Annotated in this window: 30 protein-coding genes and 1 pseudogene; 27 read left to right on the top strand and 4 right to left on the bottom strand. The window is 43.3% G+C overall.

Going from position 1 to position 25,656, the window contains the following annotated elements:
* Nucleotides 1–76: 76 nt before the first annotated feature.
* The 8 genes from J1C81_RS10945 to J1C81_RS10910 all read left to right on the top strand — a co-directional run bounded on the left by J1C81_RS10945 (nt 77) and on the right by J1C81_RS10910 (nt 4,969).
* On the top strand, nt 77–784 hold the full coding sequence (locus J1C81_RS10945; protein WP_004189642.1) for an ABC transporter ATP-binding protein: 708 nt from the start codon (nt 77–79) through the stop codon (nt 782–784).
* Nucleotide 785: 1 nt separating this feature from the next.
* Nucleotides 786–1,574: a lantibiotic ABC transporter permease gene (locus J1C81_RS10940; RefSeq protein WP_004189639.1), complete on the top strand. Its 789-nt coding sequence runs from the start codon at nt 786–788 to the stop codon at nt 1,572–1,574.
* A complete protein-coding gene (locus tag J1C81_RS10935) occupies nt 1,574–2,296 on the top strand; it encodes a hypothetical protein (RefSeq protein ID WP_004189636.1) in 723 nt (240 codons plus the stop codon). Before J1C81_RS10940 ends, J1C81_RS10935 begins: the two co-directional genes overlap by 1 nt.
* A gap of 12 nt (nt 2,297–2,308) precedes the next feature.
* On the top strand, nt 2,309–3,007 hold the full coding sequence (locus J1C81_RS10930) for a response regulator transcription factor (RefSeq protein ID WP_002903588.1): 699 nt from the start codon (nt 2,309–2,311) through the stop codon (nt 3,005–3,007).
* Nucleotides 2,974–4,011 carry a sensor histidine kinase gene (locus J1C81_RS10925; protein WP_004189632.1) on the top strand — a complete coding sequence of 346 codons (1,038 nt, stop codon included), beginning with the start codon at nt 2,974–2,976 and terminating at the stop codon, nt 4,009–4,011. Before J1C81_RS10930 ends, J1C81_RS10925 begins: the two co-directional genes overlap by 34 nt.
* A gap of 149 nt (nt 4,012–4,160) precedes the next feature.
* Nucleotides 4,161–4,364, top strand: a complete 204-nt coding sequence (locus tag J1C81_RS10920; RefSeq protein WP_002896748.1) for a helix-turn-helix transcriptional regulator — start codon at nt 4,161–4,163, stop codon at nt 4,362–4,364.
* Complete coding sequence (locus J1C81_RS10915; RefSeq protein ID WP_004189628.1) at nt 4,361–4,525, top strand: hypothetical protein; 165 nt, start codon at nt 4,361–4,363, stop codon at nt 4,523–4,525. Before J1C81_RS10920 ends, J1C81_RS10915 begins: the two co-directional genes overlap by 4 nt.
* Before the next feature lie 9 nt (nt 4,526–4,534).
* A complete protein-coding gene (locus tag J1C81_RS10910) occupies nt 4,535–4,969 on the top strand; it encodes a hypothetical protein (protein WP_004189625.1) in 435 nt (144 codons plus the stop codon).
* 56 nt (nt 4,970–5,025) lie between these two features.
* Here J1C81_RS10910 and J1C81_RS10905 read toward each other — a convergent pair whose 3' ends face one another.
* Nucleotides 5,026–6,510 (bottom strand): DUF1846 domain-containing protein, encoded by a 1,485-nt coding sequence (locus tag J1C81_RS10905; protein WP_004189622.1) that lies wholly within the window; start codon nt 6,508–6,510, stop codon nt 5,026–5,028.
* Nucleotides 6,511–6,629: 119 nt separating this feature from the next.
* Nucleotides 6,630–7,694, bottom strand: a complete 1,065-nt coding sequence (pepA, locus tag J1C81_RS10900) for a glutamyl aminopeptidase (protein WP_004189619.1) — start codon at nt 7,692–7,694, stop codon at nt 6,630–6,632.
* A 170-nt stretch (nt 7,695–7,864) separates the two neighbouring features.
* Here pepA and J1C81_RS10895 point away from each other — a divergent pair, with 170 nt between their 5' ends.
* Genes J1C81_RS10895 through ytpR form a run of 3 tightly spaced genes read left to right on the top strand, consistent with a single transcriptional unit; the run spans nt 7,865 to nt 9,107 of the window.
* Nucleotides 7,865–8,152 (top strand): DUF4651 domain-containing protein, encoded by a 288-nt coding sequence (locus J1C81_RS10895; protein WP_002903480.1) that lies wholly within the window; start codon nt 7,865–7,867, stop codon nt 8,150–8,152.
* On the top strand, nt 8,149–8,484 hold the full coding sequence (locus J1C81_RS10890; RefSeq protein ID WP_004189616.1) for a thioredoxin family protein: 336 nt from the start codon (nt 8,149–8,151) through the stop codon (nt 8,482–8,484). The genes J1C81_RS10895 and J1C81_RS10890 overlap by 4 nt, the downstream gene beginning before the upstream one ends.
* Complete coding sequence (ytpR, locus tag J1C81_RS10885) at nt 8,481–9,107, top strand: YtpR family tRNA-binding protein (protein WP_004189613.1); 627 nt, start codon at nt 8,481–8,483, stop codon at nt 9,105–9,107. The genes J1C81_RS10890 and ytpR overlap by 4 nt, the downstream gene beginning before the upstream one ends.
* Before the next feature lie 460 nt (nt 9,108–9,567).
* On the opposite strand, the gene J1C81_RS10880 is transcribed toward ytpR, so the two are convergent.
* Complete coding sequence (locus J1C81_RS10880; protein ID WP_032910021.1) at nt 9,568–10,155, bottom strand: hypothetical protein; 588 nt, start codon at nt 10,153–10,155, stop codon at nt 9,568–9,570.
* Between the two features lie 128 nt (nt 10,156–10,283).
* Here J1C81_RS10880 and J1C81_RS10875 point away from each other — a divergent pair, with 128 nt between their 5' ends.
* From J1C81_RS10875 to J1C81_RS10815, 13 genes are all read left to right on the top strand, one after another.
* On the top strand, nt 10,284–10,679 hold the full coding sequence (locus tag J1C81_RS10875) for a single-stranded DNA-binding protein (RefSeq protein ID WP_002918330.1): 396 nt from the start codon (nt 10,284–10,286) through the stop codon (nt 10,677–10,679).
* 279 nt (nt 10,680–10,958) lie between these two features.
* Nucleotides 10,959–11,945: a substrate-binding domain-containing protein gene (locus tag J1C81_RS10870; RefSeq protein WP_004189606.1), complete on the top strand. Its 987-nt coding sequence runs from the start codon at nt 10,959–10,961 to the stop codon at nt 11,943–11,945.
* Nucleotides 11,945–13,258: a sensor histidine kinase gene (locus J1C81_RS10865; RefSeq protein WP_002896734.1), complete on the top strand. Its 1,314-nt coding sequence runs from the start codon at nt 11,945–11,947 to the stop codon at nt 13,256–13,258. The genes J1C81_RS10870 and J1C81_RS10865 overlap by 1 nt, the downstream gene beginning before the upstream one ends.
* On the top strand, nt 13,251–13,934 hold the full coding sequence (locus J1C81_RS10860) for a response regulator transcription factor (RefSeq protein ID WP_002896732.1): 684 nt from the start codon (nt 13,251–13,253) through the stop codon (nt 13,932–13,934). Before J1C81_RS10865 ends, J1C81_RS10860 begins: the two co-directional genes overlap by 8 nt.
* Nucleotides 13,931–15,214: an ABC transporter substrate-binding protein gene (locus tag J1C81_RS10855; RefSeq protein WP_004189602.1), complete on the top strand. Its 1,284-nt coding sequence runs from the start codon at nt 13,931–13,933 to the stop codon at nt 15,212–15,214. The genes J1C81_RS10860 and J1C81_RS10855 overlap by 4 nt, the downstream gene beginning before the upstream one ends.
* Before the next feature lie 220 nt (nt 15,215–15,434).
* Nucleotides 15,435–15,872: a PTS sugar transporter subunit IIA gene (locus tag J1C81_RS10850; protein WP_002919851.1), complete on the top strand. Its 438-nt coding sequence runs from the start codon at nt 15,435–15,437 to the stop codon at nt 15,870–15,872.
* A 43-nt stretch (nt 15,873–15,915) separates the two neighbouring features.
* On the top strand, nt 15,916–16,410 hold the full coding sequence (locus tag J1C81_RS10845) for a PTS system mannose/fructose/N-acetylgalactosamine-transporter subunit IIB (RefSeq protein ID WP_002896729.1): 495 nt from the start codon (nt 15,916–15,918) through the stop codon (nt 16,408–16,410).
* 27 nt (nt 16,411–16,437) lie between these two features.
* Nucleotides 16,438–17,295, top strand: a complete 858-nt coding sequence (locus J1C81_RS10840; RefSeq protein WP_004189597.1) for a PTS mannose/fructose/sorbose/N-acetylgalactosamine transporter subunit IIC — start codon at nt 16,438–16,440, stop codon at nt 17,293–17,295.
* Nucleotide 17,296: 1 nt separating this feature from the next.
* Nucleotides 17,297–18,127 (top strand): PTS system mannose/fructose/sorbose family transporter subunit IID, encoded by an 831-nt coding sequence (locus tag J1C81_RS10835; protein WP_002923061.1) that lies wholly within the window; start codon nt 17,297–17,299, stop codon nt 18,125–18,127.
* Between the two features lie 12 nt (nt 18,128–18,139).
* Nucleotides 18,140–18,430: a hypothetical protein gene (locus J1C81_RS10830; protein ID WP_004189594.1), complete on the top strand. Its 291-nt coding sequence runs from the start codon at nt 18,140–18,142 to the stop codon at nt 18,428–18,430.
* A gap of 210 nt (nt 18,431–18,640) precedes the next feature.
* Nucleotides 18,641–18,922, top strand: coding sequence for a co-chaperone GroES (groES, locus tag J1C81_RS10825; RefSeq protein WP_002916854.1), 282 nt, complete (start codon nt 18,641–18,643; stop codon nt 18,920–18,922).
* 23 nt (nt 18,923–18,945) lie between these two features.
* Nucleotides 18,946–20,568, top strand: coding sequence for a chaperonin GroEL (groL, locus tag J1C81_RS10820; protein WP_002898576.1), 1,623 nt, complete (start codon nt 18,946–18,948; stop codon nt 20,566–20,568).
* Nucleotides 20,569–21,035: 467 nt separating this feature from the next.
* The gene (locus tag J1C81_RS10815) at nt 21,036–22,889 is read left to right on the top strand and encodes a Cna B-type domain-containing protein (RefSeq protein ID WP_002916843.1); all 1,854 of its coding nucleotides are present in this window, start codon (nt 21,036–21,038) and stop codon (nt 22,887–22,889) included.
* A 604-nt stretch (nt 22,890–23,493) separates the two neighbouring features.
* Here the strand turns inward: J1C81_RS10815 and J1C81_RS10810 are convergent.
* Nucleotides 23,494–24,077 (bottom strand): annotated as a pseudogene (locus J1C81_RS10810) (carbohydrate-binding domain-containing protein); the annotation flags it as partial.
* A gap of 88 nt (nt 24,078–24,165) precedes the next feature.
* Here J1C81_RS10810 and J1C81_RS10805 point away from each other — a divergent pair.
* From J1C81_RS10805 to J1C81_RS10795, 3 genes are all read left to right on the top strand, one after another.
* Nucleotides 24,166–24,759, top strand: a complete 594-nt coding sequence (locus tag J1C81_RS10805) for a hypothetical protein (protein ID WP_002916837.1) — start codon at nt 24,166–24,168, stop codon at nt 24,757–24,759.
* Between the two features lie 351 nt (nt 24,760–25,110).
* Nucleotides 25,111–25,338, top strand: coding sequence for a hypothetical protein (locus tag J1C81_RS10800; protein ID WP_032910019.1), 228 nt, complete (start codon nt 25,111–25,113; stop codon nt 25,336–25,338).
* A gap of 84 nt (nt 25,339–25,422) precedes the next feature.
* Entirely contained in the window at nt 25,423–25,644 is a 222-nt protein-coding gene (locus J1C81_RS10795; protein WP_002916832.1) for a hypothetical protein, read from the top strand.
* Nucleotides 25,645–25,656: the final 12 nt, after the last annotated feature.

The raw sequence follows: 25,656 nt of genomic DNA, 5'->3' as shown, positions 1-25,656 counted from the left end.
AGGCAAGTTTTTTCATTGTCTGAACTTTCTCTGAACTTGCCCCTGTATACTAAAGAAAAATCAAAAGGAGTTCAGTATGGAACATATGGTGAAAATAGAAGGGGTCTGCAAGAAGCATGGCAGCAAGCAGATTTTAGAAGATATTTCTTTTACAGCTAGAAGCGGGCGGATTACAGCTTTTCTGGGCCCAAATGGCGCAGGGAAAAGTTCGACCTTGAGGATTCTCTTGGGGTTAGATCGAGCGACGTCTGGGACTGCGACTTTTGATGGGCAAACCTATCAGTCAATGACCTATCCGCTCAGAACGGTAGGTGCAGCCTTTGACGGCATTGGCGGTCTGCCAAATCGAAAGGTCTATGACCACCTGAGGATTATTGCGGCGAGTAATGCTATTCCCAAGTCTCGGATCGATGAGGTTTTGGAGATGACTGGAATCGCTCATAAGAGGAAGGACCTCTTGTCAAGCCTGTCTCTGGGGGAAGGTCAACGCTTGGGTTTGGCTGCGGCTTTGCTGGGTGATCCTCAGTTTCTTATATTAGATGAGCCGACCAATGGACTGGATCCAAGTGGGATCAAGTGGTTTAGAAAGTTCATCCGTCAGCAGGCTGATTTAGGGAAAACGGTACTTCTATCTTCTCATATCCTATCAGAGGTGCAAATGGTGACAGATGATGTAGTCTTGATTCATCATGGGCGAATTATTGAGCAGGGACCATTGGAAGAGGTGCTGCAAGATTCAGACAGTCTAGAAGATCTCTTCTTTGATTTGACAGAGGAGGTTTAAGATGAAAGAAACGATGTCTTTATTGCATTCAGAATGGTTGAAAATTCGCTCAACCAAGGCTTTCAAAGTGAGTATGGCCTTCATGCTGCTCTTGGTGCCTGCCGTATCCTGGCTGGAGGGTCGACAGTATTTATCTGTCGGCTTGGATGCCACGCCTGAGACGGTTCCCGGCCTGGCAGAAGCCATTGACCCGCTGGAATATCTAGGCCTCAATGGTGCCTCTATGGCAGGCATGGTTTTGGTCATTTTAGCTGGAATTTTGGGAGCTATGGAATTTCAGTCTCATAGCTTGAGAACCAGTCTTTTGACCTGTAATAACCGCCTGAAGTTGCTTGTGGGGAAACTCATGACCTTTGCTTGCTTTTCTCTTGCCAGTAGCTTTTTATCAATCTACTTTAGTTATATGGTCATGCACCTGGCTTTAGGAAAGGAAGGGCTTAATCCGATTCTGCTCAATCAGGCAGCTTGGAGTCTGATTTTGTGGAAAACCTTATCTCTAACCCTCTTGGGAATCCTTTCATTTTTGTTAGGTTTATTGGCTCGGACCATGCTAGTTCCTCTGCTTTTTCTCGTACCACAGATCTATAATCTGGGAAACTACCTGGCAGCTCACACGAGTTGGGGAGCTTATCTGCCACAGCCAGCAGGAGAGTTGTTTGCTGCAACGCCAACTTCCCAATATGCCAACAATCCCTTGCAAGGGCTGTTGATACTTGGTGCATGGATATTAGTCATTGGCGGCATGACCTCTCTGCGCTTTTTGAAGACTGATTTAGGAGGGCGATACTGATGATAAAAGCTCTACTTAGAAGCGAATGGATTAAGTTCCGTTCTTACTATCTCGCTCTTGGTGCAGCCTTGGTGGCTCTGGTAATCGTTCCATTTTTTCTGATGAATCTTGACTACAGTCAAACAGCAGTTGGCCAGACAAAGGCTCTGAGTGAGGCTTTGCATGCCCTCTATCTGGCACAGCCTGTCATCGTCATCTTTACTTCCCTCTATTTTGCCCAGGAGTTTGTCAAGTCTGGGATGCGAACGAATTTTCTAACCGTATCAAATAGAAGGGCTTGGTTGGCTGGGAAAATCCTTTTTCTGGCCATGCTGCTCCTGATCCTCTACAGTATCATGATAGGCAGCTGTTTCCTTGTTATGCTGGCTCGTTTTGACCTAGACTTTAGCTGGTCCTTACTGGGGAAATTCCTCTATTACAGCTCTTTTGGTCTTCTCAGCAATCTTTTTCTGGCTTTTTTAACTGCCGGCCTCGCTTTGCTATTTCAATCTTGGGTTGTGCCGGTGTCAGTGCTCTTTCCTCTCTTGATTGGTCTCAGTCGTTTGTTGGCAACGTTCATCAAGGAAGCAAAATACCTGCCCGATCTGGCTACCCTAAATCTCTTTGAGTATGAAGGGCTTCAGCATTCAATAGATTTATCAGGTCTGGGGATACAGCTGTTCTGGCTAGCTTTGGTTTGGAGCTCTGCTATATTCTTAAGCTTGAAACGAGATGTTCGCTAGAGGTATGCTATAATGGAAATTATGAGACAGTATCGTATTTTGGTGGTTGATGACGACCGGAGCATTTTGAAGCTGGTGAAAAACGTCCTAGAGCTCGATGCTTATGATGTGACGACGCTTGATCGGATAGAAGAGCTAGAGCTGACGAATTTTGTCGGATATGACTTGATTTTGCTAGATGTGATGATGGAGCCTGTTAATGGTTTTGAGCTGTGCTCCTACATTCGTCCTCATCTTTCGTGTCCCATCATCTTTCTGACGGCTAAGGAGTTGGAGGCGGACAAGGTGGAAGGGCTCTTTCGTGGGGCAGATGACTATATTGTCAAACCTTTTGGGACCAAAGAATTGCTGGCGCGTGTCAGAGCTCATCTTCGTCGGGAGGAAAGACGTGAGGAGCGCTATTCTGAAATTGCTTCTTGTCAATTTTATCCAGAGCGCTATGAAGTTGCCTGTTTTGGTAAAGTCTTGAAATTTTCAGAGCGAGAGTTTAAGTTGCTACATTTACTAGCTAGCAATCCCAAGCAGACCTTTTCAGCTGAACGCCTGCATACCTTGCTTTACCCAGAAAGCTCAGAAACACAGCTTCGCTCTATTTCAGAATACGTATATCAGATTCGCCAAAAATGCAAACAAGAAGGGCTGCAAGCAATCGCAACAGTGAGAGGAGTAGGCTATAGATGGCAATTAGAACCCGAAATTTCAAAAGCCTAGTCTGGACAACCAGTTTAAAAATCGTCTTCTTTCATGTTTTGATTTTTGTACTTATAGGCTATGAATTTACGCAAGGAAGTAATCACGTTCTTTTCACCTTGTTCTTTTGGGCAGGGAGCTTGCTGCTGATTACTTTTTATCATATTTTGAAATTGCTCCGAAAAATCGACAGGGAAATAAAAATGCTAAAGAGCGAGAAGCTTTTAGAAGAAAATCAAAGTCAGCTTTTTCGGATTGAGGAAATGCTAGAAGTCTACAGCGATTTACGGAGCAGCCACCAAGATAATGCTCGTCTTCTAGAAAGAGAGCAGCAGCATAATCAGGAGTTGATTTTACAGCTATCAGCGACATCGCACGATTTGAAGACGCCCCTAACTGTGATTAAGGGGAATGCTGAGCTCTTGGAATTGGCGCAGTTAGGCCAGCCACAGGCAGACTATGCTGCTGAGATTTTGCAGGCCAGTCACAAGATGGAAGAGTATTGTGGCTCTTTGATTGATTACGCTAAGACTTTTCAGATTGATTCTAATCAGTTCAGTCAGCTTTCCTTGGAGGACTTTTTGGCTGATTTACAGGACGACTGGGCACTGTTCAGCAAACAGGAAAGCTATCGTTTTTATCTCCAAGAAGATTGTGACCTTAGTCTGATTTTGTCGATTCATTTGGACTATCTCAAGCGAGCTTTGCTCAATATTTTACTGAATGCGCTTGAACATGCAAACCAGGGTCAAAAGGAAGTCAAGCTAATGGTATCAGTGCAGCAGAACCAGTTGGTTTTTGCTATCTGGAACAATGGCCCTGCATTTTCAGAGGAGATGTTGCTGGGAGCGGAACAGCTCTTTTATCAGAGTGACCAAAGCCGCAATTCAGCTAATCCCCATCATGGTATCGGCTTAGCCTTTTCTAAGCAGGTAGCTCTCTTGCATGGTGGTCGTCTGATCCTACTCAATCCAGACCAAGGAGGAGCTTGTGTAGAATTGACTGTAGCTTTGGAAATCAAATAACAAAGGAAATCAATAAAGATGATGAAAGGACTGCAATGTTTAAATTTTCAGTCCTTTTTCTGCCGCTTTCTTCTTGACAAAAGATGTAAAGGGAGCTATACTATATTTGAAAAGTAAAGTTTGTTTTACATTGTAGAAAGGAGGCAGCCTTGGAAAATCGAATTCAAGAATTACGAAAAAGAAAAAAGCTCAGCCAGGAGGAGCTGGCTGAGAAGCTAGAGGTCACGAGACAAACGATTATTTCTTTGGAAAAAGGCCGCTACAATGCCTCGCTGCTTTTGGCTCATAAAATTGCATCCTTTTTCAATTTAAGGATTGAAGAAGTTTTTCTCTTTGAGGAGGATGAATCATGAAATGGACTTATTTGTGTAAATGGATATTGGCTATTTTGGTGGTGGTTGGCTTATCTCATCTCCATTTTCAAGCCAATTTTATCCCTAAGGAAATCCTGCCTTTTGTGGGAATTTTCCTGATTGTGGTGATGTTGAAAATTTTTCAAGCGTATGAAAAATAGGAGGCTGACATGGAAACATTAACTAAACAAGAATTTCGAAAAAAACTTCAAAGGAAAGTTATCGTGGGGCGTATCTTAACCTTTATCATCTTGGTAGGACTGGCCTGGAGCCACTTTCATTCTCTGGATGATCATCAGGAAGGAGTCATGGTTGGTATCCTGCTGGGGCTTTCTTTGCTGACCATTCGGTATAATCTGGCCCTAAGACGGGAGGAAAATTTTGAGAAGCTCTACATTCAGGTGACTGATGAGCGCAATCGCATGATTGACGAAAAGACTCGTACTTTGCTTTTTAATATCCTTTTGCTGCTGGCAGCGTGCTTGAGTGTTTTGTCCATGATTTTCCCAATCATCTTAAGTCTTAATCAGTTTCTGACCTTGACCATTATTCTGGTTTTGGGACTTTACTATCTCTTGCGTTTCATCCTATCTAAGCGCTATTAACAAAAAAAGCTGGCGTCGCCAGCTATCTTAACAAGCTTATAATAGAGCTTGTTTTTTTATTTTCTATAAAGTCTATCATACTGGTAAACGGGGTCCATGGTTACATGGATGCCTAGCTTGCGCAGGACGTTTTTGTCTTCATCAGTCAGAGTGACAGTGGAGTGGGCCTCGCTGCCCTTGAGATTGCCAAGTTGTTGCATGGCATGCGCAGCATCTTGATTTTCCATGGCTGTGATTGCCAGAGCCATCAAGATTTCGTTTGAGTGGAGGCGAGGATTGCGGCTGCCCAGATGATTGATTTTCAGACCTTGGATTGGCTTGACATACTCAGGTTCAATCAGCTTGGTCTCTTTGGCAATATTGGCTAGTTTCTTAATGGCATTAATCAATACAGCTGCCGTAGGGCCAAAGAGTTCAGAGGTTTTACCGGTTACGATTTGACCGTTTGGCAATTCCAAGGCCAGAGCTGGCTCACCAGTGGTTTCAGCTTTATCGCGCGCAATAACTGTTACCTTGCGGTCCAGCGGTATGATACCCAAGTCATTCATCAAGAGTTCGATTTTCTTGACAGCAGATTCAGAAACGCGCTCTGCCTTGAAGTCCAGAATGGTCTGGTAGTAGCGACGGATGATTTCCTGTTGAGATGCTTCAATGGCAGCCTCATTGTCCACAATAGCAAAGCCGACCATGTTGACGCCCATGTCTGTTGGAGAAGCATAAGGAGACTTACCTAAGATACGTTCTAGCATGCGCTTGAGGACTGGGAAAATCTCAATATCACGATTGTAGTTGACTGTAGTCTTGCCATAGGTTTGCAGATGGAAAGGATCAATCATGTTAACATCGTCGAGGTCTGCCGTCGCTGCCTCATAGGCTAGATTGACCGGATGGTGCAGGGGCAGATTCCAAACTGGGAAGGTTTCAAACTTGGCGTAGCCTGATTTGATGCCATTGATTTGGTCGTGATACATATTGGATAGGCAAGTAGCCAATTTACCAGAACCAGGACCAGGTGCGGTAACAACGACTAGATTACGGCTGGTTTTGATGTAGTCGTTTTTCCCCATACCTTCAGGCGAGATGATATGGTCCATGTCGGTCGGATAGCCCTTGATTGGGTAGTGGATGTAGGAGGCGATGCCATTCTTTTCCAGCTGGCTGCGGAAGAGGTCCGCCGCCGGCTGACCGGAATACTGGGTGATGACCACTGAGCCTACATAAATATCCAGCTCGTTAAAGGTATCGATTAGTCGCAGCACTTCCTGGTCATAGGAAATGCCCAAATCGCCACGCGCCTTAGAATGTTCAATGTTGTTGGCATTGATAGCAATGACAATCTCTACTTGGTCCTTGAGCTCTTTGAGCAGTCTGATTTTATTGTCCGGCTCATAGCCTGGCAGGACACGGGCAGCATGGAAGTCTTCCAGCATTTTACCGCCGAATTCCATGTAAAGTTTGCCCTCAAATTGATTAATGCGCTCCAAGATATGGTCGCGCTGCAGGTTTAAGTATTTCTCAGAATCAAAAGCAATTTTTTTCATGTATATTTTCACCTCTGCTAAGCATTATAACAAAATTTTCTTCAAATTGGAAAGTTGAAAGGGAAAGTATCAGACAAAAGAGATAGCAGCCCGAATGAAGAACGAGCCGCCTTTTGAAATTAATAGTTGGTAATCGTGTCCACTGTTGAGCGATCCAGCTTTTTGACCAAAGCTTGCAGGAAAGCTTGGGCTTGCAAGAAATCGTCCATGGCATAGAGGGTTTGGTGAGAATGAATGTAGCGGGCGCAGACACCAATGGTAGTAGATGGTACGCCGCCGCTTTGGAGATGGGCAGCACCAGCATCCGTTCCGCCCTTGCCGCAGTAATATTGATACTTGATGCCAGCTTCTTCAGCAGTTGTCAAGAGGAAGTCCTTCATAGCTGGCAGCATGAGATGACCAGGATCAAAGAAGCGAATCAACGTTCCGTCGCCAATGGCTCCTTGACCGCCGTAGATGTCGCCCGCAGGGGAGCAGTCCACAGCCAGAAAGACCTCAGGGGCAAATTTTGCCGTTGAAGCATGGGCACCACGCAGGCCAACCTCTTCTTGAACATTGGCGCCGACATAGAGTTGGCTGCCTAGTGATTGACCGGACAAGGCTTGAGCTAATTCGCTGACCATAAGGACGCCGTAGCGGTTGTCCCAGGCTTTGGAGATGATGTTCTTGCCGTTAGCTGTGAGAATAGCAGAGCTGTCTGGCACGATCGTGTCTCCTGGCCGAATGTCGTAGCTTTCAGCTTCCGCCTTATCTGCAAAGCCACCGTCAAAGACAATATCAGCAATTTGTGGCATAACTGGTCCGCCAGATCCGCGCGTCAGATGAGGAGGGACAGAGCCTGAGATAAGAGGGATTTCCCGACCTTCACGGGTAAAGAGTTTGAAGCGTTGGCTGCTAACGACCAGGGGGTTCCAGCCGCCGATTTCCACCACGCGGAAGGTCCCGTCCGGCTTAATCTCGCTGACCATAAAGCCAACCTCGTCCATGTGAGCTGCTACCAATACACGGGGAGCGTTTTCAGCTTCTGCATGGCGTATCCCAAAGATGCCGCCCAGACCATCAGTGACGACCTCATCGACGTGGGGAGTGATTTTATCCCGCAGGTAGCTGCGAACAGGTGCCTCGTGACCTGAAATAGCAGAAAGTTCTGTTACTTCCTTGATTTTTGAAAATAATGTTGTCATAAACTTACCTTCTTTCTGCCCCCTATTTTATCACTTTTTGCGGTAAATGAGTAGGGAAATCTTATAGCTTATATGAATCAACAGGACTGCCCACTTAGGAATCCAACTTCTCCCAGGAAAATCTGGAATATTGTTTGTCGCCTCTGCTCTTTTGTGTTAAAATATTCTACATGAAAGCTAAAAAAATCATTTTAACTACAACCGCCCTTTTGGGGGCTGGAGCGCTGGCTTTTGGGGCAGCCAAAGTCGTACAGGAGCAGAAAAGACTGCGTAATCGGGAGGAAATCGTCGAGCTTGTGCGAGATTTCTTTTCCAGTCAGGGCACTATTTCCTGCCTTTATGTTAAGCTCTACGAGTCCACAGATGACCGCTTGGTTGGTGGTCTGGTCTTAGAGGACGACCGCCATTTTGCCTTTGTCTATGAAAATGGTCAGCTAAGCTACGAGGAAGAAGCATGATTGTTCCTGTAAATATAGAGGAATTGGCTTCTTATGTCAATGAAGGGGAGAGGACTGTCTTCTTTTTTACGGCTGACTGGTGCGGAGATTGCCGATTTATCAAACCTTTCCTGCCAGAGATAGAAGCGGAAAATCCTGACTATCGCTTTATCCAAGTGGACTGTGATACTTATCTGGATCTGGCCAAAGAGTGGGATGTTTACGGTATTCCCAGCTTAGTAGTGCTGGAAAAGGGACAGGAGATTGGCCGTCTGGTCAATCGTGACCGCAAGACCAAGGGTCAAATCAATGAATTTTTAGCGAGTATAAGAGAAAAAGGGAGCGTAAAATGATTTTTACCTATAATAAAGAATATGTCGGTGACGTGCTGATGATTATTGCTGCGGACAATCAAGGAGCTAAACTGGCAGCTGAGCGCAAAGGACGGGTAGCGCGTGTTTACCGCGAAGACAATGGCCAGACTGTTGCTTGGAATATTTTTGAGCAGTCAGACCTTTTTGAAATTGCAGAGCGCGGACAGGTCTTTTTGACAGATGAGCAAGTGACTATTCTCAATCAGGAGTTGAGCAAGGCAGGCTTCCCAGCGGACTTGGTTAATGACAGCCAACCGAAGTTTGTGGTTGGAGAAATCGTTGATATGGTAGCTCATCCAGATAGTGACCACCTGAATATCTGCCAAGTGCAGGTAGCTGCTGATAAGACTGTTCAAATCGTGGCCGGTGCTCCTAATGCCAAAGTCGGCCTCAAAACGATTGTGGCTCTGCCGGGTGCCATGATGCCTAAAGGGAATTTGATTTTTCCTGGAGAACTTCGAGGCGAAAAGAGTTTTGGTATGATGTGCAGCCCACGGGAACTTCAGCTGCCGAATGCGCCTCAAAAACGTGGCATCATCGAATTAGCTGATAGCGAACTAGTTGGAACTGCCTTTGACCCAGCCAAACATTGGCAGGGATAAAGAATTTAACATCAGTAATGTGCTACAGCACAGTCTAAAACAAAAAATAGAGTGAAATCGTCCTACAATTGGTTTCACTCTATTTTTTTGGTAATAACTTTATCTTAAACTAATGGTATAGAAAATAAATTATGAATACATGAAAAATTAATCGAATACAATGATGAGGATAATGAATCTGCTTCTTACTCTTTTTTCTGTCAAGGAAATAACTTACTGAGATTAACAGTAACAGTATTGATATCAAGGTTTTTAAGAAAGTATTTAAGAAAATTAGATGAAGAAAGGTTGAGAGAAATAAAAGCGAGCTTATGACTAATGAAATTCTGGATATTCCCATGCCCTTTTTGTAACCATAATAGGTTGAAAGTAATAAAAGAATGGAATAAGTAAATGCTATATAAACCATTAAATATCCTCCATAATCTAAAGTGATTTGATGTGAAATTTACAGGATTTCTCAAAAGAAGACGCTGTCGCTATTGCTTTGCGAGTCGGTTGATGATTGAGGAGTGGCTGTGGGAATCTGGCTCGGAGTGCTGTATTTGTATTGGTAGATAAGGCTGTTTAGGCTGTGGTCTTCCAATGCTTTGAGGCGCTTTCTCTTGAAAACAATGCCGATGAGCTGGCTGTCAGGATAGGCATAAATCTTATGGCGGGGATGATTAAAGGCTGCAAAGTCATGGAAACCGTCCTTCATCCAAAGACTAATCTCGGATTCTTCACTGTCTCGGCTGTAGCGAGCATGACTAATCTGCTGCATAGGAATGCAGTAGGTGGCAGCTGATAAGAGTCCGCTATAATGGTAGGTTACATATTCGTGGTCAAAGGAGAGGATAGTCGCATGAATGGTTAGTCTGCGAATAGCAAAGATAAGGAGCAGTGAGAAGAAAGCAGCAACTAGCAGACTAAGGACAAAGAAACTAGTGTCTTTGTAGGGGTTGGAGCTGGTCAGATAGTCTACGGCAGCTAAGACAGAAAAGCCCCCGAACCACAGAGAAATCAGGATAAAAAGAAGATTTTTCACAGGGGAATGTTTAATGGTCATCTGAACCTCCATTGTACAAGTCAAGTAGGAAAGGGACAGAAGCTGCAACTTTCCTTTTTATCTATACTATACCACATTTTTTTCACTTTTTGCCTCCTATTACGAATGATAAGTTAGGAGGATATAAAATGTATAATAAAGTAATTGTAATTGGCCGGCTGACGGCTACGCCTGAACTGCACAAGACTGCGAATGAAAAATCTGTGGCTCGTGCAACGGTCGCGGTTAATCGCCGTTATAAATCTCAGAGCGGTGAGCGTGAGGCGGATTTTGTAAATGTCGTTGTCTGGGGTCGTTTAGCTGAGACTTTAGCCAGCTATGCAAGTAAGGGCAGCTTGATTTCTCTGGATGGTGAGCTACGGACTCGTCGCTATGAAAAGGAGGGGGCGACTCATTATATGACAGAGGTGCTCTGTCATAGCTTCCAGCTGCTGGAAAGTCGGGCTCAGCGCGCTCTGCGTGAAAATAATAGCGGAGCTGATTTGGCAGATTTAGTATTGGAAGAAGAGGAACTTCCCTTTTAAGTAAGAAGCAAAGACTGGGAAATGACCTTGCTCTAAAAAATCATCATTCAGTTTTGCAGGACGCAAGATCTGTTTGACTGAATTCTATTTCTCTCAAGCTTTTAAAAGTTTAATTATGATTACCGAGGTGGGACCAAGAATCAAAAATCATGAATTTTTTAGATTCTGTCTCGCCTCTTTTATTATGGCCATTTCTGGAAAGATTTTGCTTTTTGGCGGCTTTGTAATATAATAATTCTATATGTTTCATAAAGGCGCTTGCGGCATAGGGGGTGAAAAATGGTATCAGCTAAGGTCAAAAAACGGATACAGCATTATCAAAAGAAGGCTCTCTGGCCGCTTTTCATTCTGCTTATCTTAGGTTTGCTTTTTGTTTATTTAAAGGGCGTTCTGCCAGATGAGAAGCAGGTCAAGATTGGGGTGACCTACATGACCATGAACAATGACTTTTACAAGACCTTAAATGCGGAGTTGGAGAAGAAAACCAACCAGCAGGGCAGCCGACTTTACGTTCGGGATCCTGAGCTGGATGAGGGCAAGCAGAGTCAGCAGATTGACTTTTTTGTCCGTGAAAAGGTTGATGTCATTGTTATCAATCCGGTCAAAAGCAATAGTCCAAGTATCATTTCCTCTCTTCAAAAGGCCAAGCGAGCTGGGATTAAAATTATCGTAGTGGATGCGCCTATCAGTCAGGATGTAAAAGTGGATACGACCATTGTGTCTGATAACTACCAAGCAGGCGTCCTGATTGCCCAGGACATGATGAAGCGCTTGCCTTCTGCCAACATTCTCCTTTTAGAGCACCGCAATGCCGTCTCTGCCATGGACCGGATTCAGGGATTTATTGATACGATTGAAAAACAGCCCAGCTACAAGATTATTTCCCAGAAAGAAACACTAGGCCAGACTGAGGAAACCATGCCACAGGTCAAAGGGGCTCTGGATGAAGGTTTAGACTTTAATGTAGTTATGGCGCTCAATGATCGAGCAGCTATCGGGGCCTTGGCTGCTATTAAAAATCAAGGTCTTGATAAGAAAATCTCAATCTATGGCGTGGATGGTTCACCAGATATCAAAAACTTTCTGGCTACGACTAGCGACATAGAGGGGACCGTGGCCCAATCGCCCATTCAGATGGGACGCAAGGTGGCGCAGGTAATTGAGCTGATGCAAGAGGGGAAATCCTACGACAGCCAATACCTGATTCCAGTTCACTTAGTCAACAGGGATAATATCAGTCAATACACAGTTACAGGGTGGCAATAATGAGACCTCAAAAAAGTATATTTTACAGCAAAATAGCCCTGATGGTCATCAATCTGGTTGCCATTGTCTATAATGCGTCCATCTATCTCTTTGCGACCAACTATGTAGCGGCTAAGGGCTTCAGTCACTCGCTTTTGGAGCGTTTGGATGCCATTCCGGGCTCTCCCAGCTTGATTTTCTGGGTATCAATTAGCCTCTATGGCAGTCTGCTTTTGGTCATGTACTACCGGGAGCGCCACCCCAATCAGCTGTCCGTCTATGACAAGGCGACTATTATTGAAATCCTGCTCATGCTGGTCATCTTTTCCGTCTTGCACTCGTCCTACAATGGCTTGATCCTCTTGGTGTTTGCGGATATTTTCTATGGCTCTAAGGAGTTCAATTCTTCCAAGGACAAGAAGTACTGGTTTTCTTTCATTATTTTGAGCTTTGGCATGCTGCTCTTGTCCAACTATGACCTCATGTCGCTCTTTATCAAGCTGCCTTCTCTAGATACCTATATTCGGTTTTACCCAGAGTCCGTTCGGCTGTTACTGCTTTTCGGTAAGAACTTTCTCTACTCCCTCAATATCGTTGTCTTTATGATTTCCTTGCTCTTCTATATCTTGTCGGCTATTACAGAGCGTCATCGGATTGAGGAAGAGCTGCGCATGGCTTCTCAGGCCAATCGCGAGTTGAATTCTTATCTGGCCTTGTCCGAAAAGATAGCAGAAGACCGAGAGCGGAAGCGGATTGCCAGAGAGATTCACGATACATTGGGCCATGCCTTGACGGGAATTTCAGCGGGTATTGATGCGGTCAAGGTCTTGGTTGATATTGATACTAACCGAGCTAAGGAGCAGCTCAACAATGTCTCAGTCGTCGTTCGAGACGGTATCCGTGATGTCCGAGGCTCGCTCAATAAAATGCGGCCGGGAGCTCTGGAAAATAACACTTTGAAGGAAGCTCTGATTAAGATTATCCGTGAGTATGAAGCCATCTCCAATTTGGAGATTCATCTCCGTTACGAATGGGATAATATTGACTTGGATATCGCCAAGGAAGACATTGTCTTCCGGGTGATTCAGGAGTCTATTACCAACTCTGTCCGCCATGGGCATGCCAAGACTATCTGGATTGAGTTGCTGGAGGAAGAGTCCTATGTAATGACCATTCAGGATGATGGTGTTGGTTTTGATGAACTCCACTATGGCTATGGCCTCAAGCAGATGCAGGAGCGCCTAATGATTATTGGCGGAAGCGTCCGATTTGAAAATCGGGACGGTTTCTACACGCATATCGAAATCCCAAAAATAGGAGGAAGACATGATTAAGGTTTTAATAGCAGACGATCAGGCCTTGATTCGCGAGTCTCTGCAAATCATCCTGTCTGCCCACGCAGATATTGAGGTTGTCGGGACAGTCGGAGACGGCAAGGAAGTGCTGGAAAAGCTTCATCGGGTGCGCCCAGATGTGATTTTGATGGATATTCGCATGCCAGTCATGGACGGTGTTCTCTGTACCAAGGCTGTCAAGGAGCAGTATCCAGATGTTAAGATTATCATTCTGACGACCTTTGATGACGATGAATTTATCTTCTCCGCTCTCAAATACGGTGCGTCTGGTTATATTCTCAAAGGGGTTTCGACAGAAGAACTTCACGAAGCTATTCAGACAGTCTATCGAGGCGGAGCTATGATCAATCCCAATATTGCCACCAAGGTCTTCAAAATCTTTTCACAGATGGCTCAGTCCAACTTTGCTATCACAGTGACGGAAGAAAATATAGAGGACATGAGCCGGACGGAGTGGAAGATTATCCAGCAGATTGGCTTTGGGATTTCTAATAAAGAAATTGCAGCCAAGCTCTTTCTATCAGAAGGGACAGTCCGAAATTACCTGTCAGGCATCCTAGCCAAGCTCAACTTGCGTGACCGAACCCAGCTGGCTATCTGGGCTGTGCAGACCGGAGTCACCCAGAGAGATTTTAGTAAGGAAAGCGACAAATGAAGTGGAGATTGAGACATTTGGCCCTACTGGTTGTCCTGATCATATCTGTTGCTCTGGCTTTTGTCTTTTGGGCTTCAGCTCAGGAAAAAGTCCTTCGTATCGGGGTCTATGCTGGCTCTAGCTGGGATGTGCCTAACAGCCGCGAAAACAAGGTCTTGGACAGCCTGATTAAAAAATTTGAAAAGACGCATCCTCATGTCAAGGTCGTCTACGAAAGCGGTATTCCCAAGGATGATTACGCTGACTGGCTGGCAGAGCAAGTCCTGAGAGGCGAACAGCCAGATCTCTTTATGGTACCAGAAAACGATTTTAGCATGTTGGCTTCGACTGGCGCGCTCAAATCCTTGGATACCCTCCTAACGGATGATGAACGAACAGCCTTTTATCCGGTGGCTTATGAAGCTGGGCAATATCAGGGGGTCAGCTATGCTCTTCCAGTTGAGAGCAATCCTATCATGATGTGTGTCAATAAAGACCTGCTTGAAAAAGAAGGAATTAGCATTCCTGAGTCAGGTTGGACCCTGGCGGATTTCTATGAGATTTGCAAGAAAGTGACAAAGGATACTAATGGTGATGGTATGGTGGACCAGTACGGTATAACAGATTACACTTGGCAGCAAGCTCTGGTAGCTTATGGCGGCCATCTTACCGATAAATCCGGTATCAATGTAGACAGTTCAGAGATGCACCAAGCCTTGGCCTTTATGAGCAAGCTAGACATGCTCAGCCAGCATTATAAGGTGACTTCTAATGATTTTGATGAGGGGCGGGTGGCCTTCTACCCCATGAGTCTGGCCCAGTATCGGACCTACAAGCCCTACCCATACCATGTTGCCAAGTATTCTAGCTTTTCTTGGACTTGTATCCCGATGCCAACAGCCAATAGCCAGGTGATGGGAACACAGGTCAAGACCTCGCTTTTTGCTATGTCTTCCAATACCAAGCAAGAGAAGCTAGCTTGGGAATTTATGCTCTTGCTGTCACAGGATAAAGAAAGTCAGCAGGCCTTGTTTGAAAAATCGCAGGGGACCTCAGTCTTACCATCTGTGGTGAAAAGTCAACAGGCTAGAGAAATCTTACAAGCTGATGATTTTGGCTTGGATTCCTTGACTTCTGAGAGGCTAGACCACATGATGAATCGCTCCATCATTGACATCAGTCTGGAAGTAGACCGTCATACGATGGACCGGATGGACTATCTGATTCAAAATGCTATGCAGAATCAAGAGATTGACAGTGCCCTACCGAGCATTCAAAGAGAAATAGAAAGCGGAAAATAATCTGCTTTCTTTTTTATTTCTAATTAAGCCAGAAAAAAGCACAGCTGACTAGACCAATATGACAAATGTCATATTTTTCCTAACAAATGTCATCTGGGCAAAGTGACATTTGACAATATGAAACCGGTTCCATATTCTGTACAATAAAATCATCAATAAATCCTTCGTCATCTAAAGCCTGACTTGGCTAAGAAGTTGAAGGATAAAGGAGGCAGGAAAGATGAAATACCTTGTACTGGTCAGCCATGGGGGACTGGCTGCAGGCGTGCAGAGTTCCTTGAAGATGTTTGCTGGAGACAAGACGGATCAGGTGATTGCGGTCGGTCTTCAGGAAGGCAAGTCAGTTGATGATTTTGCAGTTGATTTTACTCAGGCCTTGTCTGGCTTAAGCGCTGATGACAGTGTCTTAGTTCTGGCTGATATTGTAGGAGGCAGTCCTCTGACGACAGCAGCTAGCGTCTTAGCTGACATGGGTAAGCTCGACTCAGCAGTTATCTTGGGCGGTTTGAACCTGACCATGGGACTTACTGGCTTGGTTATGAAAGACATCTTGGACGGAAAAGAGCTGGCTCAGGCCATCCTTTCCGAGGCCACAGCTGCTTTGCAGGAATTTGAAGTCGTAAGTGATGCAGCTGACGAAGATGAAGATGACATTTAGTGCTTCCGCTATACATTATAAAAGATAAAAGGAGATTTTAAAGATGACAGTATCATTTGTACGGATTGACGACCGCATGATCCACGGTCAAACAGTCACTCGCTGGGCTAAGGAATACCCTTGTGATGGCTTGATTGCAGTTAATAATGCTGCGGCAGGAAACAAGGTTTTGATTCAGGCCTACAAGGGAGCTTCTGACAAGAAGACTTTTGTTTGGACCAAGGAAGCCTTCAAGGAAAAATCAGGCAAGGTCACCGAGTCAGACAGCCGTTATTTCCTCATTACGAAAAATCCTGTAGATATGAAGGAAATCCTAGTGGACCAAGGTTTTGTACCTGGGGATGTTAAGGAAATCATCGTCGGTCCTGCTAATGACCGTCCGGGAGCTGTTAAGCTGGGCAACAACCAGTCCATCACTCAGGAAGAGGCAGAAGCGATTGAAGCGATTGAAAAAGCTGGCTACAAAGTCAAATTCCAGCTCTTGCCTGATGTTTCCATCGGTTACTGGAGCGATTTCAAGTCTAAATTTGGTTTTTAATTACAATAATGAAAAGGAGAGTCTATTATGACAATTTCTTGGCTGCAAGCCGCTTTACTGGGATTATTTGCATGTTTGTCATCTATGCCTGGTTTAGGTGGTACATCTATTGGTAACTATACATTAGGACGTCCCTTAGTAGGAGGTTTAATATCTGGTCTTATCTTAGGAGATATTAAGCTCGGTATTGTTTGTGGAGTTGCTATGCAATTGGTTTACATCGCTTTGGTCACTCCTGGTGGTACTGTCTCTGCTGATGTGCGAGCTGTTTCTTACATCGGGATTCCACTTGCTATGGTTGCCATTAAGACACAAGGTTTAACTTTAGATTCTGCTGATGCGGCAAACCTTGCAAAATCAATGGGAACTCTGGTAGGAACAGTTGGTACAGTACTCTTCTATGGTACAGCAACTATGAATCTGCTTTGGCAGCATATTGGTTGGAAAGCAGTAGAAAAAAAGGATTTTAAAAAGCTATATGTAGTCGATTGGGGTTTCCCTTGGATTTCACACTTGGTTTTTTCATTCCTGCCTACACTCATCATGTGTAAACTAGGTGCTGAGGCTGTAACAACTTTGAAATCAGCTCTACCGTTGGATGGAATTCCTATGAAAACTCTCTTTACAGTTGGCTCACTGCTTCCATGTGTCGGAATCGCTATCCTTTTAAAACAAATTGTTGAAAAAGCTGTTGATTTCATTCCTTTCTTTGTCGGTTTTACATTGGCAGCTTCTCTGGGTCTGAATCTTGTTTCTTGTGCTGTTGTTTCTCTGATTTTCGCTGTTCTGTTTTATGAAATTCAAATGGCAAAAAATATAAGAGCGCAAGCTACTGCGGGAACAAATGCAGATTTTGTTGAAGACGATGATGAGGAGGATATTTAAGATGGTGAAATTAACGAGAAAAACTTTAGGCAAATCTTTCCATCATTGGTACTATGGGAATCTAACCTGTTTTTCACAAGAACACATGCAGACCTTTGGTTATTTAGCTTCTATGTTGCCAGTGGTGGAGGAGCTTTATAAGGATAAAGAAGAGCAGGCAAAGGCTATGCAAACATATACTGCTTTCTTTAATACAGAACCTCAGCTGGGAGCTTTGATTGTTGGGATTACAGCTGGTCTTGAAGAAGCGCGTGCCAATGGTGCTGATGGAGTTGATGATGAAACTATAAATGGACTGCGGGCTGGTCTTATGGGACCGGTTGCAGGTATTGGGGATTCCCTTATTGTTGGTACCTTGATTCCGATTATTCTAGGGATTGCCCTAGGACTCTCTAATGGCGGTTCACCTCTAGGTGCAATTTTCTACATCGTAGTATGGAATTTACTTGCCTATGCAGGTATGAAATTCGCCTATTTCAAAGGTTATGAATTAGGTGATAAAGCTGTTGAATTTTTGGTAGGTCCTCAAGGACAGGCTATCCGTAAATCAGTATCTATCGTTGGTGGTATGGTTATCGGAGCAGTTGCTGCCACTTGGGTTCCAGTAAAAACGGCTTTCCAATTGAAAGATTCATCTGGTAAAGCATTTTTGGTCATGCAAGATCAGTTAGATGGTGTCTACCCTGGTCTCTTGACAGCACTCTTTATCGTTTTCTGTTGGTGGCTGATGGCGAAGAAAAACTTTTCTCCAATCAAAGTTATGCTCATCCTCGTTGTAGTTGCTTTTGTTGGTGTATTAGTTGGTTTCTTCAACCCAGGATTGAAATATTAAAAGGAGAAAATCATGACAGAACAAGAATTGATTCAAGGCTATGAAACAGAAATTCACTACCAGAAGCATATGATTGAAAATCTAGGACGCTGGTTCAGTCTCTTCTTTGCCATTGCCAGCATCGGTCTTGTTCTGATTTATCTCTTTCATGAGACCAATCTCCTAGCACTGATTGCAGGAATCGTCCTAGCTCTACTTGGTATCTTAGCCATGCTCGTATTTGGCTATGGCATCTATAGAGGACGCTTAAATCTGCAAAAAGTAATTGATGATTTTGAAGCAAAACTAAAACTTGCAAGATAGACATTTCTCCCCCTAAAGACAAGTCTGAGAGGATTTTAGCTCGGACTTGTTTTTTTCTTTGACTTTAGGAGGCAGTGAAGAAAAAATAAAATTTTTCTGTCATCTAGCCGGTTTTTTTCTTGACTATTTCTGACCAAGTGATAAAATAATAACTATAGATTAGCACTCAATAGTTTAGAGTGCTAAAAATTCAATCTTTGGAGGAAAACTATGTTAAAACCATTAGGAGACCGTGTGGTCTTAAAAGTAGAAGAAAAAGAGCAGAAAGTTGGCGGATTTGTCATTGCAGGCAACGGCCAAGCAGCGACTAAGACAGCTGAAGTTGTAGCAGTCGGACAAGGTATTCGTACTTTGAACGGTGAGCTGGTATCCCTGAGTGTCAAGGAAGGAGACAAGGTTCTCGTAGAAAATCACGCAGGCGTGGAAGTCAAGGACGGAGATGAAGCTTATCTCTTAGTCAGTGAAGCCAATATTCTAGCAGTTGTCGAGTAAGATTAGAAGAGAGGAATAATAAAATGGCAAAAGATATTAAATTTTCAGCAGATGCAAGAAGCAGTATGGTTCGTGGAGTTGACATCTTGGCAAATACTGTCAAGGTGACTTTGGGTCCTAAAGGCCGCAATGTCGTTTTGGAAAAATCCTTTGGCTCACCCCTTATCACCAATGATGGTGTAACCATTGCCAAGGAAATCGAACTGGAAGACCATTTTGAAAACATGGGCGCTAAGCTGGTTTCAGAAGTTGCTTCAAAGACCAACGATATCGCTGGTGACGGAACAACAACAGCAACTGTTTTGACACAGGCTATCGTCCGCGAGGGGATTAAAAATGTTACAGCTGGTGCTAATCCAATCGGTATCCGCCGTGGGATTGAAGCAGCTGTTGCGACAGCTGTTGAAGCCCTCAAATCTAACTCAGTACCAGTTTCTAACAAGGAAGCTATTGCTCAAGTTGCTGCCGTTTCTTCTCGCAGCGAGAAAGTCGGCGAGTACATCTCTGAAGCTATGGAAAAAGTTGGAAATGACGGCGTTATTACCATTGAAGAGTCCAAAGGGATGGAAACTGAGTTGGATGTGGTTGAGGGGATGCAATTTGACCGTGGCTACTTGTCTCAGTATATGGTAACTGACAATGAAAAAATGGTAGCCGAACTGGACAATCCTTACATCCTGATTACTGACAAGAAAATTTCTAACATTCAGGAAATCCTGCCATTACTGGAAAACATTTTGAAAACCAACCGTCCGCTCTTGATTGTCGCAGATGATGTGGACGGTGAAGCTCTGCCAACATTGGTTCTTAATAAGATTCGCGGAACCTTTAATGTCGTAGCTGTCAAGGCACCAGGCTTTGGTGATCGTCGTAAGGCTATGTTGGAAGACATCGCTATCTTGACAGGCGGTACAGTGATTACAGATGATCTTGGCTTAGAGCTCAAGGATGCTACGATTGAAGCGCTTGGACAAGCTTCTAAAGTCACTGTTGATAAGGACAGCACTGTGATTGTGGAAGGCTCCGGCAATCCAGAAGCCATTGCTAACCGTGTGGCAGTCATTAAGTCACAGATTGAAAGCAGCACTTCTGAGTTTGACCGTGAAAAACTGCAAGAGCGTCTGGCTAAATTGTCCGGTGGTGTAGCTGTGATTAAGGTTGGAGCTGCAACTGAAACAGAACTAAAAGAAATGAAACTCCGCATCGAAGATGCCCTTAACGCAACCCGTGCAGCGGTAGAAGAAGGAATCGTCTCCGGTGGTGGTACGGCCTATATCAACGTACTGGACGCTGTCGCAGGTCTTGAGTTGGCAGGGGATGAAGGGACTGGTCGCAACATCGTTCTCCGCGCCTTGGAAGAGCCTGTCCGTCAAATCGCTCTGAATGCAGGCTTTGAAGGATCAATCGTCATTGACCGTCTGAAAAACTCTGAAGCTGGTACAGGCTTCAATGCCGCGACTGGAGAATGGGTTAACATGATTGAGGCTGGAATCATTGACCCAGTTAAGGTGACCCGTTCAGCCTTGCAAAATGCCGCTTCTGTTGCCAGTCTTATCTTGACAACCGAAGCAGTGGTGGCTAATCAACCAGAACCAGCTAGCCCAGCTCCAGCTATGGATCCAGGCATGATGGGCGGAATGATGTAGAAAAATAACGGGATTATATACTCGTATAAATTAGATATAATCTTTGTCTTATATTTATCAATTAGAAAACTGAGCATATTTGTTCAGTTTTTTTATTGTGACTAGTTATGTAGCAAGCATTAATAATTATGCTTATCTTTAAAAACAAATTTATATATATGAATATTTATGGTCATATAATTCATATTTGTTCATTTATTATGCAGCCAAATATTACATTTTTGTTTCAAGAAAATACAAGGAGATAACGGAGGAAACTGTTTTCAATTCTTATATGACAAGGTTTTTGGAGAAATAAACTGGTTTACACATTGTCGACAAAAGCTGAACTGGTAAAGGTAAATAGTTGACTTATAGTCAATCGTATGCTAGTCTAATATATGTAGTATATTGGAAATGTAAAGAAATTTTAATATTTTTACATATTCAATAAAAAGGAAAAAAGGAAAAAAACGGAGGGATTATTTATGAAAAGAATATCTCATACTATTGCGCGCTTTTTCTCAGTAGCCTTTGTGCTCCTCTTTAGCCTGTTTTCTAGCAGTCAATCTGCCAGAGCTAACACGGTAGACGATGTTATCACCTCAGTAAATGTTTACAATCAAAAGGGTGAAGAACTGACTGACGGCCTTTCCCCTTGGGAAAAATTCCAAATTGACGCAAACTTTGCCTTTAATTATGGCAAGGTTCAGCCAGGAGATACTACGACCATTGGACTTCCTGCTGAATTTGCCTTGGAGGGAGCTGATTTTGAAGTCAAAGATGATGACGGCAATCTCGTAGCGACAGCTGTGGTTGATGCAAGCTCTAAACAGCTTACACTGACCTATACAGACTATGTCCTGACTCGCTCTCATATTGAAGGGAAAGTCCATCTTTTAGCTCGCGTTGATCATACAGTAGCTAGAGATAAAGGCTCTATTCCTCTGAAACTTATCGTTGGCAAGAAGATTGTTGAATATGGAAAAATTGACTACAAAGGTCTTCCTGGCCAAGCAACTCCTTATACTTTCATAAAATACGGCTGGAATAATGCGGATAATATCAAGAGCATTACTTACAGCCTGAATATCAACCAACAAAATCAAGAACTGGATAATGTTGTTATTTCAGATACTCTGGGCTTTAATACCGGAGAAATTGATCTCAACAGCTTCCAAATTCTTAAAGGCTCATGGGTTGTTGACCCGGCTGATAACTCTTATCGACTAAGCCAGCAACGCGAGGATGTGACAGCAAATTATACGATTAGTCTTGCTGCTGACAAGCGTTCCTTTACCATTAACATGGGGCATATCGGTGCCAATGAAGGCTTCTATGTTCGCTATCGTGTCAACTTCCCTACAGTTCCGACTGATGGAACACTCTTCCCGAACGAAGCAATCATGCGAGCAGATAATATCGAAGAGCAAAAATCTTCAGTTGCTGTCCGCTACCAACGTGCAAACGGCTATGCACATGGGGATGTCTATGGTGTGCAGGTGACTAAGAAAGATGAAGCTGGTAAAGCCCTAGCAGGTGCTGAATTCACATTGTACGATGAAGATGGTGTGACAATTGTTCAAAAAGCAACCAGTGATGCTAATGGGATTGCTTCTTTCAGCAACTTGATTAAGGAGCATTATCTGATTAAGGAAACCAAGGCACCAGAAGGTTACCAACTGTCAGATGAAGAGATTCAGGTTAATGCCGCTCAGCTCAAAAATTATGGTTCTGGTATTATTTACAAAGACTTTACCAACCGTAAGGCATTGATTACTGCTTCAGGTACCAAGACTTGGAATGATGATAACGATAAAGATGGCAAACGCCCAGACAAGATTACCGTTCGTCTCTATGCAAATGGCACTGAAGTCGCTCATAAAGAAGTTGGTCCGAATGATAAGGGTGAGTGGAAGTATGAGTTCACTGACTTGCCAGCGACTGGTGAAGATGGAAAAGATATTGTCTACTCAGTTACTGAAGACCGTGTTTATGGTTATACAGCTACTGTTGATGGTATGAACATTACCAATACACCAGTTCCAGGAGTTCCGCAACCGCCGAAACCTAGCTCGGACAATAGCTCTAAGAGCAGCAGTAGTAGTTCTAGCTCTAGCTCAAGTAGCAGTAGCACGACTTCTAGCTCAAGCAGCACTACAGGAAGCACTGTTGTGATCATCGAATCAGACAATGGTACTGGCGGAGGAAATGCCTCTAATGTTGGAACCAAGAAAGTTCTCCCTAAAGCGGGTGAGAATGCTAGCTGGATCATGATTGCTGCTGGAGTAGCTCTAGTAGGCTTGGTAGGCTTCATTGTCTTCCGTGCGAAGAAGAAATAAATTTCATCTCTGTTCCCTTAAGGGACAGAGATTTTTTGCTCCAAACCCGGATTAGCAGTAGCCGTTTTTTAGAAAGCAAGAAAATGCTTTTTTTACAATCAGTCACTATCTTGTATTCTTTTGTTAATCCAGACTGTGATGTTCCGTAATATAGTTGTTTTAAAATAAAAAGCAACTAAGATGTTTCCTAGAACAAATTAGTTGCTCAGAACTACGGGGAAAGCCGCTTGGATATGCAAGCGTGAGGCATATCAAAACTTGATATATATAATCTTTCTTAATTCCTAAACCAAAAAAATTATAAGACATCCTTAGGAATATGCTCGGTGTGTAACCATCTTTGTCAAGTTTTCGTCAAACTTATTTTACTTCAGTCTTCTCTCGTAGTTTTTGTTATGCAATGCCCCCTCCTTTCTTGTGCCTAAAGGAAGGGGATTTTTAATACCTTTTGAAAATTTCTTTAAACTACGTCAGCGTCGCCTCAATATACTCCCTTTACTGTCTGATTCTTAACTTTAAAACAGTGCTTTGAGCAGTCTACAGCTAATTAGTGCAGTCTTCTCTTTGACTTTCATTGAGTATTGCTGCATGCTTTACAAGAGGATCAGTTCTTGTTCTCTTTGGGAGGAGTACCATTCCCTGGGAAGGCTGGATGATGTCCGTTTGGAAGGAGCGGAACAGTATTTTTGTCTACAATTCTACCTGAAGGATGGGGAGTTGTCTGCCTCGTTGCAGTGACAGTTGCTTTATGGCCGTCAGAGCTTGTGACCGTGTAGTTCTTTCCTTCCTTGAGTACCTTATCTGAAAAGACGATATGGTCAAAGTCAATATCTGCTCTTGTTTGTGCAATGATGCGGCCTTTTGAGTCAGTGATAGTAATCGTATCACCAGCTAAGCCGGAGACGATGGCGCTGACATAAGACTGCTTGGTGCCTGTGGAGAATCCTTGGGCAAATCCCATGTGTCCAATAGCCCAAGTCGTGCCACCAGAAGTTGAACCAGCACCGTCATAATCCAGTGCAGAATTATAGTCTGTGATGGACTGCGTTTTCAGACTGCTTTCAGTGATAATCAATCACCATTTGAATCCATGCCGTCCCCTTTTGAAATCGCATCAATATTGGCAGCCGAGATGACGATGGCCACCTTGTTTTTGATATTAGCTACGCTGTTGGTTAGCTGTGAGAGGGTAAAAAGAAGATGAGAGAAAGAATATGAATGATTGGATGATGATGAAATATTTATTGGAAATATGTTAAAATGAAAGAAGAAAATAATGATAGGAGAATTTTCAATTATGGATTGGATCACTTTGGGCGGGATACTAACAGCTGTAGCTGGGGTATTGGGTGGCGCTGCAGCGCTGTGGAATATTATTAGAGATAATGAAGCATTATCAAAAGATCATGAATCATTGTCAAATAAAATATCAAAAATTCATGATTCATTGTCAAAGAGATTATCAAAAAGTCATGATTCGTTGTCAAAGGAATTATCAAAAGAACATCAATCTATTAAAGAAGATACAAAGTATATTTCTGATGAAATGAAATATGAAAAAATGGCACGTGAAAGTTTATATAAGAACAGCTCTCGTGCTAAGGAAATCTTAGAAACCATGGATATGATGAAAGAGGTCATTCTTCAGAATGCTCAATTGAATGCTGAGGTGTCTGAGTTAAAGGTTAAGAATCAAGAGTTATCTCAGGCACGAAAAGAGGCCACCGATTCTAAGGAGTTGCTTAGTGCTATTAATAGGTTTGAAAGAAAATTGGCCTCGGTGGAGGCGGATAGAGAATATGAAGAAGGAGAGGAAATCCGTTTTACTTTAAGGAAAATAGCCGAAGAACTGTCAGTGTTGACTTCATAATAAATAGGAAAAGGTGATTTGTATATTTACAAGTTACCTTTTTATTGTGAGGTAAAAAGAAATTTTTGAACTAGGAAAATATAGAGAGGAGTATGAATGATTGTATAGTGATGAAGTAATCGAATATTATAAGAAGGGTTATCGTAGAATCTACGATAACTTTTTCTTTTCGTTCAAAATTTATGCTTGTGATTGTTTGATGATGAAAAGAGCATGTGTAAGTACACTCAAACAATTAGAGCAGCTTAATCAAAAGTCGATTTCTCTGGATCAATTATCGACTTATCGGCTAATGCTGCCTTATAAACAAGCTGTAGAAAGAGAGCTAAGAAATTTAGAAAAGAGGTAAAAATGGACTATTTTAAAAATAGATTTGAGGGAATCTTGGAAAGGTTTAGATTCTCAGTACGAATGTACCGTGAAGATAAAGTACATTGTGAGCAATGTTATCAGGAAAGTTTGGGAGAAATGGAATCACTTTTTAATCGTCATGATTGCCATGATAGCTTTTCCAAGCGCTTGATGGACTGCAAGAATAGCTATCAGCGGCGTTTGAAGAAAGTATATTTAGGAATTTGAGGTGGAATAATGAGATTGGCTCGTGCTCCAGCTGCTTTTTGAGTAAAAGACAAACAGAACAAATAAAAGAAATGAGGAATACAAATGGCAGATCTACATGTGCTCCTTGCGGGGAAAGAAGTGATTGGAAAGACAAGGGGCTTTGTCCTGTCGACTTTACGGAACGACCAGCAACTCATTACAGTGACGCGTACCGTGACTTTGAAGTTAACGGAGATGTCCAAAATGGAGTCTGAAATTTGGAACTATGGCCTAGAAAACTCTGATATCTTCAAAGATAGGGAATGGAGAAAATTGAGAGGCTGATTGGCTTTATGG

The organism is Streptococcus sanguinis, from assembly GCF_050225395.1.
In the GTDB taxonomy this organism is placed as follows: Bacteria; Bacillota; Bacilli; order Lactobacillales; family Streptococcaceae; genus Streptococcus.
The sequence above is the reverse complement of the archived record's forward strand: the minus strand, read 5'-3'. Positions and strand labels throughout refer to the sequence as shown.

Bases quoted from the DNA above. Each gene is read 5' to 3' on its own strand.
- J1C81_RS10890 (WP_004189616.1), top strand. From the start codon at position 8,149: ATGATTGTTCCTGTAAATATAGAGGAATTGGCTTCTTATGTCAATGAA.
- J1C81_RS10855 (WP_004189602.1), top strand. From the start codon at position 13,931: ATGAAGTGGAGATTGAGACATTTGGCCCTACTGGTTGTCCTGATCATA.
- J1C81_RS10895 (WP_002903480.1), top strand. From the start codon at position 7,865: ATGAAAGCTAAAAAAATCATTTTAACTACAACCGCCCTTTTGGGGGCT.
- J1C81_RS10940 (WP_004189639.1), top strand. From the start codon at position 786: ATGAAAGAAACGATGTCTTTATTGCATTCAGAATGGTTGAAAATTCGC.
- J1C81_RS10830 (WP_004189594.1), top strand. From the start codon at position 18,140: ATGACAGAACAAGAATTGATTCAAGGCTATGAAACAGAAATTCACTAC.
- J1C81_RS10835 (WP_002923061.1), top strand. From the start codon at position 17,297: ATGGTGAAATTAACGAGAAAAACTTTAGGCAAATCTTTCCATCATTGG.
- J1C81_RS10795 (WP_002916832.1), top strand. From the start codon at position 25,423: ATGGCAGATCTACATGTGCTCCTTGCGGGGAAAGAAGTGATTGGAAAG.
- J1C81_RS10800 (WP_032910019.1), top strand. From the start codon at position 25,111: ATGGACTATTTTAAAAATAGATTTGAGGGAATCTTGGAAAGGTTTAGA.
- groES (WP_002916854.1), top strand. From the start codon at position 18,641: ATGTTAAAACCATTAGGAGACCGTGTGGTCTTAAAAGTAGAAGAAAAA.
- pepA (WP_004189619.1), bottom strand. From the start codon at position 7,694: ATGACAACATTATTTTCAAAAATCAAGGAAGTAACAGAACTTTCTGCT.
- J1C81_RS10850 (WP_002919851.1), top strand. From the start codon at position 15,435: ATGAAATACCTTGTACTGGTCAGCCATGGGGGACTGGCTGCAGGCGTG.
- J1C81_RS10925 (WP_004189632.1), top strand. From the start codon at position 2,974: ATGGCAATTAGAACCCGAAATTTCAAAAGCCTAGTCTGGACAACCAGT.
- J1C81_RS10865 (WP_002896734.1), top strand. From the start codon at position 11,945: ATGAGACCTCAAAAAAGTATATTTTACAGCAAAATAGCCCTGATGGTC.
- J1C81_RS10880 (WP_032910021.1), bottom strand. From the start codon at position 10,155: ATGACCATTAAACATTCCCCTGTGAAAAATCTTCTTTTTATCCTGATT.
- J1C81_RS10910 (WP_004189625.1), top strand. From the start codon at position 4,535: ATGGAAACATTAACTAAACAAGAATTTCGAAAAAAACTTCAAAGGAAA.
- J1C81_RS10945 (WP_004189642.1), top strand. From the start codon at position 77: ATGGAACATATGGTGAAAATAGAAGGGGTCTGCAAGAAGCATGGCAGC.
- J1C81_RS10875 (WP_002918330.1), top strand. From the start codon at position 10,284: ATGTATAATAAAGTAATTGTAATTGGCCGGCTGACGGCTACGCCTGAA.
- ytpR (WP_004189613.1), top strand. From the start codon at position 8,481: ATGATTTTTACCTATAATAAAGAATATGTCGGTGACGTGCTGATGATT.
- J1C81_RS10935 (WP_004189636.1), top strand. From the start codon at position 1,574: ATGATAAAAGCTCTACTTAGAAGCGAATGGATTAAGTTCCGTTCTTAC.
- J1C81_RS10845 (WP_002896729.1), top strand. From the start codon at position 15,916: ATGACAGTATCATTTGTACGGATTGACGACCGCATGATCCACGGTCAA.
- J1C81_RS10930 (WP_002903588.1), top strand. From the start codon at position 2,309: ATGGAAATTATGAGACAGTATCGTATTTTGGTGGTTGATGACGACCGG.
- J1C81_RS10905 (WP_004189622.1), bottom strand. From the start codon at position 6,510: ATGAAAAAAATTGCTTTTGATTCTGAGAAATACTTAAACCTGCAGCGC.
- J1C81_RS10840 (WP_004189597.1), top strand. From the start codon at position 16,438: ATGACAATTTCTTGGCTGCAAGCCGCTTTACTGGGATTATTTGCATGT.
- J1C81_RS10915 (WP_004189628.1), top strand. From the start codon at position 4,361: ATGAAATGGACTTATTTGTGTAAATGGATATTGGCTATTTTGGTGGTG.
- J1C81_RS10870 (WP_004189606.1), top strand. From the start codon at position 10,959: ATGGTATCAGCTAAGGTCAAAAAACGGATACAGCATTATCAAAAGAAG.
- groL (WP_002898576.1), top strand. From the start codon at position 18,946: ATGGCAAAAGATATTAAATTTTCAGCAGATGCAAGAAGCAGTATGGTT.
- J1C81_RS10815 (WP_002916843.1), top strand. From the start codon at position 21,036: ATGAAAAGAATATCTCATACTATTGCGCGCTTTTTCTCAGTAGCCTTT.
- J1C81_RS10805 (WP_002916837.1), top strand. From the start codon at position 24,166: ATGATAGGAGAATTTTCAATTATGGATTGGATCACTTTGGGCGGGATA.
- J1C81_RS10860 (WP_002896732.1), top strand. From the start codon at position 13,251: ATGATTAAGGTTTTAATAGCAGACGATCAGGCCTTGATTCGCGAGTCT.